General features: G+C 35.2%; 8 protein-coding genes. All 8 read right to left on the reverse strand.

Annotation, left to right across the window (positions count from 1 at the left end):
* Nucleotides 1-25: 25 nt before the first annotated feature.
* The 8 genes from gyrB to ACNQF6_RS02955 all read right to left on the reverse strand — a co-directional run bounded on the left by gyrB (nucleotide 26) and on the right by ACNQF6_RS02955 (nucleotide 14118).
* Entirely contained in the window at nucleotides 26-1969 is a 1944-nt protein-coding gene (gene gyrB, locus ACNQF6_RS02920; RefSeq protein ID WP_417963086.1) for a DNA topoisomerase (ATP-hydrolyzing) subunit B, read from the reverse strand.
* Nucleotides 1970-2150: 181 nt separating this feature from the next.
* Nucleotides 2151-3767 carry an asparagine synthase B gene (gene asnB, locus ACNQF6_RS02925; RefSeq protein WP_417963088.1) on the reverse strand — a complete coding sequence of 539 codons (1617 nt, stop codon included), beginning with the start codon at nucleotides 3765-3767 and terminating at the stop codon, nucleotides 2151-2153.
* A 195-nt stretch (nucleotides 3768-3962) separates the two neighbouring features.
* Complete coding sequence (locus tag ACNQF6_RS02930; RefSeq protein ID WP_417963090.1) at nucleotides 3963-5588, reverse strand: amidohydrolase; 1626 nt, start codon at nucleotides 5586-5588, stop codon at nucleotides 3963-3965.
* A gap of 172 nt (nucleotides 5589-5760) precedes the next feature.
* A complete protein-coding gene (gene asnB / locus ACNQF6_RS02935; protein WP_417963092.1) occupies nucleotides 5761-7437 on the reverse strand; it encodes an asparagine synthase B in 1677 nt (558 codons plus the stop codon).
* Nucleotides 7438-7668: 231 nt separating this feature from the next.
* On the reverse strand, nucleotides 7669-8118 hold the full coding sequence (locus ACNQF6_RS02940; RefSeq protein WP_417963094.1) for a hypothetical protein: 450 nt from the start codon (nucleotides 8116-8118) through the stop codon (nucleotides 7669-7671).
* A 187-nt stretch (nucleotides 8119-8305) separates the two neighbouring features.
* Nucleotides 8306-10114: a TonB-dependent receptor gene (locus ACNQF6_RS02945; protein ID WP_417963096.1), complete on the reverse strand. Its 1809-nt coding sequence runs from the start codon at nucleotides 10112-10114 to the stop codon at nucleotides 8306-8308.
* 44 nt (nucleotides 10115-10158) lie between these two features.
* Complete coding sequence (locus ACNQF6_RS02950) at nucleotides 10159-11022, reverse strand: PhzF family phenazine biosynthesis protein (protein WP_417963098.1); 864 nt, start codon at nucleotides 11020-11022, stop codon at nucleotides 10159-10161.
* Between the two features lie 81 nt (nucleotides 11023-11103).
* Nucleotides 11104-14118, reverse strand: a complete 3015-nt coding sequence (locus tag ACNQF6_RS02955; RefSeq protein WP_417963100.1) for a tetratricopeptide repeat protein — start codon at nucleotides 14116-14118, stop codon at nucleotides 11104-11106.
* Nucleotides 14119-14258: the final 140 nt, after the last annotated feature.

A 14258-nucleotide genomic window follows, 5' to 3' on the forward strand; every position in this document is an offset into this window, starting at 1 on the left:
CTGTGGTTAATTGGTTATTTGTTTATTAAGCATCAATATTTGCATAAACTGCATTTTTCTCAATAAATTCTCTTCGTGGTGGTACTTCGTCACCCATTAACATAGAGAAAACTCTATCGGCTTCCGCCAAACTGTCAATAGTTACCTGACGTAAAGTTCTGAAACTTGGATCCATTGTAGTTTCCCACAATTGCTCCGCGTTCATCTCCCCAAGACCTTTATAACGTTGAATTCCTGCGCTTCCACCCATCCTTTCATTCGCTTGATCACGTTGTACGTCATTCCAAGCGTATTCTTTCTTGTTTCCTTTTTTAACTAAATATAAAGGTGGTGCTGCAATATATACGTGACCTTCTTCGATTAATTCTTTCATGAATCTAAAGAAGAATGTCAAGATTAAAGTAGAAATGTGGCTACCATCGACATCGGCATCACACATAATAATTACTTTATGATAGCGTAATTTTTCAATATTCAACGCTTTACTATCTTCGGCAGTTCCAATTGTAACACCAAGTGCAGTAAATATATTTCGAATCTCTTCGTTTTCAAAAACTTTGTGATGCATTGCTTTTTCTACGTTCAAAATCTTACCACGTAATGGCAAAATAGCTTGAAAAGCACGATCACGACCTTGTTTTGCAGTTCCACCTGCCGAATCTCCCTCGACAAGATATACTTCACATTTTGCAGGGTCTTGCTCTGAACAATCTGATAATTTTCCTGGCAATCCACCGCCACCCATTACGGTTTTGCGTTGTACCATTTCACGCGCTTTTTTGGCTGCGTGACGCGCTTGTGCTGCAAGAATTACTTTTTGAACAATGATACGGGCATCATTTGGATTTTCTTCCAAATAATTCTCAATCATCTCACTCACCGCTTGACTCACCGGAGAAACAACTTCTCTGTTTCCTAGTTTCGTTTTGGTTTGTCCTTCAAATTGTGGTTCAGCAACTTTTACCGAAATAATAGCTGTTAACCCTTCACGGAAGTCATCACCAGAAATATCAAACTTCAACTTATCCAACATTCCAGAAGCATCTGCATATTTCTTTAATGATCTAGTAAGACCTGTTCTGAAACCTTGCAAGTGCGTTCCTCCTTCGTGTGTATTTATATTATTTACGTAAGAGAAAATATTCTCTGTATAACTTGTATTGTAAATTAATGCAACCTCAACTGGAATTTCTCCTTTTTCATGATCCATAGAAATAACGTGCGCAATAATCGGCTCACGATTTCCATCTAAATAACGGATATATTCTTTTAAACCTTCATCAGAATGAAAAATTTCAGAAACAAAACTACCGTCTTTATCTAATTCTCTTTTGTCTGTAAAAGTAATTGTGATTCCTTTATTCAAATAAGATAATTCACGCATACGAGCGGATAAAGTATCATAAGAATACTCTATTGTTTGCGTAAATATGCTTGGATCAGGGTAAAAAGTTACAATCGTACCTCTTTTAGACGTTTCTCCAATTTGTTTAACCGGATACAACGCTTTTCCTTTTTCATACTCTTGTTCATACACTTTTCCATCACTACTGTGAACGGTAGCTCTCAAATGGTTCGACAGCGCATTTACTACAGAAACCCCAACACCGTGAAGTCCTCCAGAAACTTTATACGAATCTTTATCAAACTTACCTCCGGCACCAATCTTAGTCATTACAACCTCCAATGCCGAAACACCTTCTTTTTTATGAATACCAACTGGAATACCACGTCCATTATCTTCAACAGAAATAGACCCATCTTCATTTATATCGACTCTGATGGTATCACAATGGCCACCCATTGCCTCATCAATAGAGTTATCTACAACCTCATAAACTAAGTGGTGTAGTCCACGAACACCTACATCTCCAATATACATCGATGGACGCATTCTTACGTGCTCCATTCCCTCTAATGCCTGAATACTATCCGCTGAATAATTGTCCTTCTTGATTTCTTCGCTCATATATTTTATTCTAAAAAAATGTAATTTTTGTCTAACACGCAAATATATAAAAACGCAAATTATATAACCGTTAAAATCCCTTTTTAAGCTCTTAAGTTATTAACATTTGTTCATATAACCACAAAAAAAACGCTCTCAAAATCGAGAGCGTTTTCTATTTATGCAAAATCAAATTATTATTTTAAACTGTAACTCCTGTTTTAGCAATTTCAGTATCTGCCTGAACATGCGCGGCATTAGCTCTTCCGCTTGGATCTAGGTTTTCTTGCCATTTTGGAATCCATTTCCTAACTGTTTGCGCAGCACTTACTTGCGGATAATATTTATTAAATATAGATCTGTAAAAATAAGCTTCTTTAGTTGCAGGAGAATTGTATGGGAATTCTGCTGCTGCTCCAGCTAATTGCTTATTCGTAACTTGCGTTGCACAATATTCAATCAATTGATCAATCCAGTTGTATCCTACTCCATCAGAAAATTGTTCTTTTTGCCTCCATAAAACTTCTTCCGGAAGATATGGATTGTCTGGAGTATCAAATGCTTTTCTCAGAATGTATTTTTCCTTTCCATCGTACGTTTTAGGCATCTTTTCTTCTGCTTTGATGCGAACGGCTATATCTAAGAAAGCTTTGTCTAAAAACGGAACTCTAGTCTCTAAACCATGTGCCATAGTCGATTTATCTGCTCTTAATAAATCGGCAGTAAATAATTTCTGCACTCTTTCGATAGTTTCCTTTTGAAAATCCTCTGCCGAAGGTGCATTTCTAAAATACAAATATCCACCAAAGATTTCATCAGCTCCTTCGCCTGAAAGCACTACTTTTACACCCAAATCCGTAATCGCTTTCGACAAGAAATACATGGGTGTACTTGCTCGTACCGAAGTCACATCATAGGTTTCTAAATGCCAGATTAGTTTGTCTAAAATTTTAATTCCTTCTTCGATAGTAAAATGAATTTCATGATGCTCTGTTCCTAAATACTTAGCAACTTTTCTGGCAGCAGCAGCATCCGGAGCATCAGCATCTAAACCAATCGAGAATGAATGTAATTTTTTACCGCTTTCCGCCAAGAGTCTGGAAGCAATTGCTGAAGTCAAGGAAGAATCCAATCCTCCAGAAAGCAACACACCAATGGGCACATCACTCATCAATCGTTTACGAGTCGCTTCGGTCAACGTTTCTCTGATTAATTCTAAATCTAATTCTTGGTCTGCTTTTAAATAATCTTCATATTCCGGCTTGTAATATTTTACAAAACCCGTTTTTTGAGTATAAAAATGTCCCGGAGGAAAAGTAGAAAATGTTTTACATTGATCTGCAATAGGTTTCATTTCCGATGAAAAATAGATTCTTCCTCTTTCGTCCAAACCATAATACAACGGCTTTACTCCCATTGGGTCTCTACCAGCAATAAAATCATCTCCATCCACCACCACAAAAGCCCAATCTCCGTCCAGCATATTGCAAAAATCGTAACCAAACTCTTCGTACAAATGCACAATAACCTCTGAATCAGATTTCGTTCTAAAAGTATGGTCCTTCAAAATACCATCCCTCAATTCCTGATGATTGTATATTTCGCCATTATGAACCATGTAGGCCGTTTTGGTGCCTTGTATCGGTTGTTTTCCGGAATGCAAATCAATTATCGATAAACGTTCATGACTTAAAATATGCCCCTTTTCCATAACATGCAAATCACTTTCATCCGGACCTCGATGCGACATTCTCTTTGAAAGTTCTCCAACTAATTGTTCATCTTTTGCTCTTCCTATGATGGCTAATATTCCGCACATAAAACTATATTTTTATTTTTTTACCAATTCAACCCGACAAATATGCAATAGCAGTTACAAATACAAAACACAAACACACTATTTAGTTTATATTTAAAACAAAAAAATTAATTTTACATTTAAAATGTAACTTTAATATTCCATTAATAAAATTATGCTATTAAAATTGCAAATCATCAAAGATAATCCACAAACTTATTTCACTTTCTGACCTTTTAAATATGTGCTCATTGGTTTCATTTTTACTATTTTATGCTCTTCTACTTTCATTAAATCTTGATCGTATATAACAAAATCAGCCCATTTCCCCGCTTCAAGACTTCCTTTTTCTTTTTCTTCAAAATTAGAAAAAGCAGCCCAAATGGTCATTCCTCTTAAAGTTTCGGCTCTGGATAATGCATTTTCCATTTGAAATCCTCCTTTTGGATATTCCTTACTGTCTTTTCTGGCTACAGCCGCATGAAAAGTGAGCATCGGATTGACTTCCTCCACTGGAAAATCAGTTCCAAGAGCAACCATTCCTGCTTTTTGAAGTAATTTTTTATAAGCATAGGCATTTTTAACCCTTTCTTTCCCTAATCTGTCTTCAGCCCAATACATATCGGATGTGGCATGCGTAGGTTGAACCGAAGGAATAATTCCAAATTTGAAATAATCAAAATCTTGTTCACGCAGAACTTGTGCATGTTCAATTTTCCACCTTCTATCTTTGGTTCCAGCCAAAACATCTCCGTAAATTTTCAAAATTACCGTATTTGCCGAATCGCCAATAGCATGCGTATTTAGCTGAAACTTTGAAGCCGCAATCTGTTTGGCTACATCTTTTAATCCAGAAATTGGTGCCAACAGAGCCCCATATTGACCTGGCTTATCAGAATACGGTTTGTGCATACAAGCGCCGCGAGAACCTAAAGCACCATCGCCATACATTTTAAAGGAACGCACATTTAGATGATCCGTTTTATAAATTCCTTTTTTTAGAAACAAATCGATATTTTTTTGATTTGCCGTAATCATTGCATACACATTAAGCTTCATCAATTTTGCTTTTTGCAAACTATCCATCAAATGAATAATATCTGGATCTAATCCGGCATCATTTACGGTTGTCAATCCATAATCAAACATCACTTTTTCAGCATCCAGCAAAGCGGCTATTTGTATTTTACGTGTTGGTTTAGGAATTATTTTAAACACTAATTCCATTGGATTATCAACTAAAATTCCTGTTGGTTCCCCGTTTGCAATTTCAATCTGACCACCAACAGCTTTTGTATCTTTTGTGATTCCAGCTAATTTTAATGCTTTACTATTTACGATAATTGCATGCCCGTCTACTCTATTCAATACTACTGGAATATCAGGAAATGCAGCATCTAAATCTGCTTTTGTAGGATACTTTTTTACTTTCCAATCGTTTTGATCCCAACCATTACCCACAATAAACGTTGGATTTTTATCTTTTTGAAAAGCCTTTAAACGAGTAATTATTTCGTCCATACTTTTGGTACCGCGTAAATCAGCTTCCTGCAAGCTTAAACCATAGCTATAAAAATGGCAGTGCGCATCAATCAAGCCCGGATAAATAAATTTCCCTTCCCCGTCTATTGTATTCTTGGATTCATATTGTTTTGAAATTTCGCTATTTGTGCCAATAGCGACAATTTTCCCCTTATCAATTGCCATAGCCGAAGCCTCAGCAAAAGAGTTATTCACCGAGTAAATAGTTGCATCTGTAATAATGGTATCAACGGCAACTTTATCTTTTTGATCACAGGAAACCAACAAAAACAAAGCAAGAAATAAAGTAATAGACCTCATAATAAACATTTTAGTTGTGCTAATATAAAAAAACTGTACCGAATTATTTTAAACAAACGGAATTAAAAGAAATTTTTGAATTCTTAACTTGACCATTCCGATTATTTCCATAAAAAAAACGCTCTCGAAAAGGAGAGCGTCTGTCTATTTGTAAAATCTTAATTAATTGTGTTTATGCTTTTGCATACGCATCATCATGCACGCTAGCTACTGCTCTTCCGGATGGGTCATTCATGTTCTTGAATGCCTCATCCCATTCCAATGCAATTTTTGTACTACAGGCAACGCTTGCTTCTTGCGGAACACACAAAGCAGCGGCATCACTTGGAAAATGCTCATGAAAAATAGAACGATAATAATATTCCTCTTTTGAAGTTGGCGTTTGTAAAGGGAACTTGTATTTAGCATTTGCTAATTGTTCATCCGAAATTTCAACCGCTACAACTTCTTTCAAAGTATCAATCCAACCGTATCCTACACCATCACTGAATTGTTCTTTCTGTCTCCAAGCTACACTTGGCGGAAGCATTTCTTCAAAAGCTTTACGAACTATCCATTTTTCCATTGGATGTTCTGCATTGATCATTTTATCCTGTGGATTAACTCTCATTGCCACATCCATAAATTCTTTATCTAAAAATGGAACACGCCCTTCAATTCCCCATGCTGCTAAACTTTTGTTCGCACGCAAACAGTCATACATGTGCAATTTACCTAATTTACGTACGTTTTCTTCGTGGAATTCTCTTGCGTTTGGCGCTTTGTGAAAGTATAAATACCCTCCAAAAAGTTCATCAGCTCCTTCACCTGACAATACCATTTTGATACCCATTGATTTGATAACTCTCGCCATTAACCACATTGGTGTTGATGCTCTAATCGTAGTCACATCATACGTTTCCAAGTTGTAAATTACATCTTTAACCGCATCCAAACCTTCTTGGATAGTGAATTTAATTTCGTGGTGAATCGTTCCAATATGATCCGCCACGATTTGAGCTGCCGCTAAATCTGGAGAACCTTCTAATCCTACTGAGAAAGAATGTAATTGCGGATACCAAGCATCAGCAACATCTCCAGATTCAATACGTTTTTGCGCATATTTTTTGGCTACAGCCGAAGTAATAGAAGAATCTAACCCGCCGGAAAGTAATACTCCATAAGGCACATCACTCATTAATTGTCTGTGAACCGCAGCTTCTAAAGCCACTTTAATTTCGTCAATGCTGGTTACGTTATCTTTTACGGCATCGTAATTAGTCCATTCTCTTTTATACCATTGTACAAATTCGCCGTCTTTGCTCGTCATATAATGTCCTGGAGGAAACAATTGGATCTTTGTGCAATATCCTTCTAGCGCTTTCAATTCTGAAGCCACATAGAAAGTTCCGTGCTCATCCCAACCAATGTATAATGGAATAATTCCCATGTGATCACGAGCAACAAAATACTCATCTTTTTCTACATCATAAATGGCAAATCCAAAAATTCCGTTCATTTCATCTATAAAATGAGGTCCTTTTTCTTTGTAAAGTGCTAAAATAACTTCACAGTCACTTTCAGTTTGAAAGTTGTATTTCCCTTCAAATTGTTTACGCAATTCTCTGTGGTTATAGATTTCTCCATTTGCAGCTAAAACAAGTTGTTTGTCTTCACTAAATAAAGGTTGTTTCCCTGACGCAGGATCAACAATTGCCAAACGTTCATGTGACAAAATAGCTTTTTCATTACTAAAAATTCCACTCCAGTCCGGTCCACGATGACGGATAATTTTAGACATTTCTAATACTTGCGGTCTTAAAACTTCCGCTTTTTGTTTCAAATCAAAGGCACATACTATTCCACACATAACTATATATTTTTAATATTTTGTTTATTTTGATAAGGCAAAGATGGAGTTATAGTTCTAATCGAAAAACACAAATGCTATTTTTAGTTATAAATTATAACTAAAAATGATTATTTGTATTTAAAATGTAATTAAAAAAGAATAAAAACAGAATTGAAGTTAAGAATTGTAAAAGGGATGCAAATGAGACGGATGCAACTTCCGAAGTTTCGGGACGCATTATAACGGATTTTATTCAATAGTCTCTACCAAATACTTCGTACCATTAATCTCAAAAGCAAAACCTTCTTGATTTCCCATGAGTTTATTTCCCAAAGGCGATTGTGGTGATAATGCGATAATATTAATTCCCTCGACATTAATCTTAGGAAGCGCAACACTCAGATACAAATAGATTCCGTTCGCTTTTACCAAACTTCCTACAATAATAGTCTCAGCAATTGTAGCAGCGTCAATTTTATCCAAAACCGTTTTTTGATCCAATACTTCTCTCAATTTACGATTGAGTTTTTCCTGCTCAATGTGCATCATTGATAAAGCGGTTTCATGTTTGTCTCCGGCAGAACCTTTGGCGTCGTTCTTAGAATCTTCGGTAAGCGCCACAATCATGTCTTTGAAAACATCGATTCGATCCTGAACTAATTGTAAATAATGGGTATGTATTTTTTGTTTGAAAGTCATTTTTAGACTACTTAGATTTTTAGATGGCTAGACCATTAGACTTATATAATATATGTTCAAAATTTAAAAACAAAACATAAAGAAGGCGCTAAGTCACAAAGTTTTTTAATAAAAAAAAGCGAAGATTATTTTCCGTTTCAGCTCCCTCTCCTTTGGGGAGTCCCGAAGCGTCGGGAGGGCTGGGGATTTAAAAATCAAATTTATAGTTCACTCCCAGAATCACTTGAAATCCCTGAACTGGGTAATTCAACCATTTTTGATAGGCATTATTAGTGATATTATTGACTCTTGCAAAAGCAGTCAAACGATCGCTGTATTTGAATCCAACATTTGCATTTACATCAAAATAAGATTTTAAAGTTACAGGAGCAGCATTAGCCGCAAAGTCAGTATTTATCTGAAAATCTTTTCGCTCGCCTACGTAGAACACATTTGCACCAGCGAACCATTTCTCTGTTATATTAAAATCAAGATTTGAATTTATTTTAATTGTTGGCATATTCCAAGCCTCTTGTTGAAAATCATTGGTGTAACTACTGAAAGTTCCATTGATTCCAAAAGATACAGCTGAAGAAAAATCAGCTTTTAATTCTCCGTAAAAACGCAATGTTTTCATATCGTCATACACCACTTGAAAGGAATTTCCAAAAGCATAATCCTCGTTACCCGCATTTTCAGCATAATCATTGCTTCTAAATAAAGCTTTATTTCTTTCGTTTGCATACGAAGCTTTTATATTATAACTTACTGTATTGGTTAATTTCCCTTTTAATCCGGCAAAAATATCATACTGCTTATCTGTTGGTGCAATATTCAATGTTGGTGATAAAAACGGATTTTCATTCACAAAATCTATATAGGAGTTTTGTTCTAAATTCCCTTCGGCACCCGCATAGAAAATCATCAAATCACCAACCACTTTATAAGAAGCATTGAATTGCGGATACACTAAAAATTTATTATTGCTGTTTACATTATCCAAGCTATAAAACAATCCAGCTCCGATATTTAACGTCCAATCATCTTCCTGCATTACAAAACTAGGAGCAATTCCAAAATTTGTAAAACCATATTTCACACGCTCAGTATTCGTATTAGAATAATTTTTCTTAAAACTACCACCAACATAATCGACAATTATATTTGTTTTTACAGCACTTTCCATTACATCAAATTCTACTGTTGGTTTTGCATAAAAACGATTTTCAGAAGATCCCGAAGCATCCGAAAAATGATTGTATTTCAGACTTGCTTTGTTCAAAATACTTTCATTAAATGCTACATTTCCACCTAACGATATTGTACCGTAAATTTGCTGTGGATTAATTCCGTTAATTAAAGTCACTCTGTCTTGAGGTGTCAAAGTGCTTCCAAAATTTTCTGGCAATCCATACCAATTATAAATTTGGTTTTGATACCCTAAATCAAGATTCCAAGACACGTCTTTTTGATTGGAACCATACATCAAGTCCAGCGATGTATCGTAAAAACCATCTTCTAATGCTACATTTTGAATTCCGCCTTCAGACGAATGATGACGGAACATTCCACCAACATAATCTGTGTTATTAATATCCTGATTTACGAATAACTCCCCAATAAAGGTTCCATAATTACCAACACCAAAAGTGGCGTAATTTTTAAATAAATGTGCTTTTTTTTCTTTTTCTACACCTTCAGCTTTTCCTTTTGACGGTGTAAAAGTAGATGCTACAGGAAAAGAGAAAATCGTGTATTTTATGGTTTCTTTTTTAGCATTTCCTTCGTCATCCAGTTCTGGAATTTCTTTTACTTTAAAAGCATCGGAAATTTTTGGCGTATAAGGTTTAACAACATTTACCGTTTCGGTTCCTATTTGCTCTTTCTTTTGTGCAAACGAAAATTGGAAAAATAAAAGAAATAAAATCCCCAACCCTTCCCGAAAGGAAAGGAAAGGAGCCGAAAACGTTGTTGCCCTATTTGTAAATGATTTTATGTTTAATTGTTTAAATGTCATGTTTTATTTTTTTACTTCTTATTTCTAATGCGTCTAATCTTATTTTAAACTTCCCATTCGCCTTTTGCAATGAATTGCGTTTCTCCTCCTATTTTTATATCAAAATGATTTTCAGTTAATTTTCCATCAAAGTAAATCTGGGAAGCTCTGTTTATAAAATCTCCTTGATGATTGACAATTTTAATTTCTGGTGAATAATATTTTAAAAGAAAAGCCTGTAAACAAGTGCTGGCACTTCCCGTAGCGGCATCTTCAATAAGTTGATTGTTTTCAACACATAGCATTCTGCTAATGAGTTTTGCATCTTCTAAACAATAAAAATATAATGCTCTATGATTGGTTTTACAGTTTACCTGCAACCATTCGTTCATTTTATCCTTGTCAAGAATTAAATTCTCCAATGCTTTTTTGTTTTTGAGGGGAACAATTACAAACGCGCTTCCTGTGGTCACTTCCTGAATGGAAAATTCATCATCAAAATCAGCACTGCTTAGATTACTGAAGGATAAAAAACCCTCCGCAGAAAAAGTATCCAAAAACTGGGGTTGAGCAGCCTGTAACCAAACTAAATCGCCTGATTGATTAACGGGAATTTCACCTATTGGGACGTTTAAAGTTATATTTCGCGGTTGATTTACAAATATTTTATTCATCAAAACCCAAGATGTACCAATAATAGGATGACCCGCGAACTTCATTTCGTGCTCAGGTGTAAAAATTCTGATTTCTGCTGTATTACTTTCAGGGCTAAGCTTCGTAATGAATGTACTTTCCGCAAAGTTAATTTCACGGGCAATTTTTTGCATCTCTTCGGCACTTAAGGTTTCAGCCTCTAAAAAAACAGCCAATTGATTGCCTGCATATTTTTTCTCTGTAAAAACATCAACTATATAAAAAGGTAGATTCATTCTCTTTGTTTTTTGGCTTTCAATTATTTTAAAAATTTTACGCTTGATTTACGCTGTTTTCCAACTTTCAAACCTTGATTTTTATTTTGTTATCGATGAGTTAGTTTTAGATTCTTCGGCTTTAATAGCGTTCAATTCTGTTTGTGCATCTGAAACCACATCTGGAAAATCAGTAAAATTTTGAATTACATTTTCTAAAATATACGTTGCCTGATAACTGTCTTTTAGTCCGTAAAAGTTTTTCGCCATTACCACTAATCCTTTGGCTCCAAAATATTTATAGCTGGAATAATTCTTTGCTAATTTTTGAACAGCAGTATTAGAAGCTTCAAATTTTTCGTCTTTATTTTTAAAATAAGCGTCATAATACAAGGCTTCGGCTGCTAATTCTCCTTTGGCAATCGTCATTAATTTTGCGTAAGCAACTTTTGCTTTCTCTTCATCACCGGTTTCAATTGCCGCACGTGCAATGATGATTTGCGCATCACTTTTTACATTATCATCCGTTTTAGGATTCATTAAAACCTTCTCAGCATATATAACCGAATTTGGATAATCTTTTTTGTCATAGTACGATTTCATCAAATTAGATTGTGCAAAAGTTTTATTCTGAGAAATATCCGCTTCGTTCTCTAAACGAGATAAAACCGGAATTGCTTTCTCGTACTCTTTGTTTTTAAGGAAAATTTGAGCCAATCGCGACAACGATTGTTCCGTAAATTCACTTCTGGATTGCGCAATTACATACTCGTAATTAGGAATAGATTTGCTCTCTGATCCTTCAGAATAATACAATTGAGCCAGATAATAATTAGCCTGCAAAGCATGAATTCCTCTAGGAAACTGACTTACATAGCCGCTAAATCCTGCTATTGCCTGCTTGATGTTATTTTGTTGAAATTGTTTTTCAGCAGCTTCATAGGTATCATTATCCAATTCCGCATCCGTAACAGCTACAAAATCTAATGTACGAACCCAAGTTGCATATTCGTCTACTCTTCCATTGTCCACATAAATCAATCGAGCGGTTGCTACCGCTTCTAAAGCCTCCGGAGTTCGAGGAAAATCAGCTGCCACTTTCTTAAATTTCAACAATGCCTGCTCGTCTTTATCCGTATTATAATACACTAATCCCTGACGCAAAATAGATCTGGAAGTGAAAGAACCTTTTTTAAATTCCGTATTTAAACGGTCATACGTTTTAACGGCAAGATCATTTTGATTTTCGGCAACGTACGTATTGGCCAATTCAAAAAGTGCATCGTCTCTGTATTCTGATTTTGGATATAATTGTAAAAAAGCATTTAGCTCATCTATTTTCTTGTCATTTTTTGCTATAAATCCATAGCAAATCGCTTTTTGAAAATACGCATAATCTGCATCTACACTTTTAGATTCTATCACTTTACTGTACGCATCCATAGCCGGACCGTATTTTGAAGTTACAAAACGGCAATCCGCCAAACGCAAATACGAATCATTCAAACGTACTTTATCCGAAGGTGCTTTTTCTATTTGATTTTGGAAATAATTACCCGCTTGATCGTATTCTTTCAATTTAAAATACGTGTACGCAATATTGTAATTACTGTTTTTAAATTCCGGTGTTGTCGCTGCTTGGTTTGCACCCATGAATTGCTTGAAACTTAATAACGCGTCTTTGAAATCATTCAAAACATATTCCGTTTCTCCTTGCCAGAACGTAGCGCGAGCCGTAAAAACGACATCTTTTTGCTCGCTCACAGATTTTGTGAACATCTTCAAGGCTTCCGGATAATTTCCATCGGTGTATAATTCTAAACCTCTGTAAAAAAGTACTTTTTGGTACGCTAATTTGTTTTCTGGCGATTTATTTTTTTCTAATAAAACTAAGGCTTCTTTGTAGTTTTTAGAAGAAATATAAGAATCTATCAATAATTTTTCAACTTCAGAACGGCTTGCATTATCTGGGTATTTTTTTAAAAAAGCTTGCAAAACCGCTGGTACACTTTGATACGAATTTCCTAATTCATAACTTAATTTTGCATAATTCAGGCTCGCATCTTCTTGAATTGCCAAATCAAAATCCATTTCTGAAGCATTTTTGAAAGCATTCAAAGCCTGCTGTTTTTTATCGGTATTCAGGTAACTTTCTCCCAAATGATAATAGGCATTTTGTGCTACAAAATCTTTCCCTCCAATGATTTTATTGAACTGAGAAATCGCGTTTTCGTAGTCTTTTTGTTTGTAATACGCATATCCCAATTGGTAAAAATCCGTATTATTCCATTTTCCTTTTTTTCCTTTATAATCTACTAAAAATGGAATTGCTTTATCATATTGCTTCAAATTGAAGTAGCTTTCGCCAATGATTTTACTCAGTTCAGATTTTTCCAAAGGAGTTGATTTGGCCATTGCTTTCTGTCCTAAATCAATTGCTTTTTGGAAATTCCCGAGTTTAAAATTCATATCAGCTTGATAATACGAAAGCTTTTCTTTGTACTTTTCTTCGCCCGAAACTTCATCAAAATACTTTGTAGCTTGCTTGTAATCATCGCCTTCATACGCCATAAATCCCAAGTAATATTTGGCTTGAGAACCATATTCGGCAGAGTTTACGACTTTATTCAAATACACTGTAGCTTCTTTTTTCTTTTTGGCATTAAAAAAACTATACCCTTTCTGAAAATTGAATTTATCTTGGTCGTTTCTGCTTAAACTGCTTTCGTCCACTTTATCAAACCATTGTAACGCTTGCGGATAATTCCCTTGGTTAAAATGATAATGTGCTACTTCAATGTACGCCTGGTTTTGTTTTACGCTCGTTGGATAATCTGAAACAAACTGCTCCATCAATTCATCCGCATTCGATTGATTGGTTCGAATGGCGCAATTAGCCGCATAATATGCACAATCAGATTTTAGCTCTTCAGTAGCTGCCGTTTCTCTTACTTTATTAAAAATTAATTGCGCCGATGCATATTGCGCGTCTTTAAATAAAGAAACCGCTTTATTGAAATCTTTGGAATCGTGCGTGTATATGGATGATTTTTGTGCCGAAACAGTCGCCGTTATAATGAAAATTGGAATAAAGAAGAGCCAAGAAATTTTACGCATTGTGATTTTATTTTAATAATTCAAATGTATCATATTCTGAAGTCTATAACGAATCGTTATTGGCTTTTATTATGAACATTTTTTTTAACACTGCAGAATTTAACTTTCAATGCTGCACTATTCATCCCTGTGAACTCACC

Source organism: Flavobacterium pasteuri (assembly GCF_048286615.1).
In the GTDB taxonomy this organism is placed as follows: domain Bacteria; phylum Bacteroidota; class Bacteroidia; order Flavobacteriales; family Flavobacteriaceae; genus Flavobacterium.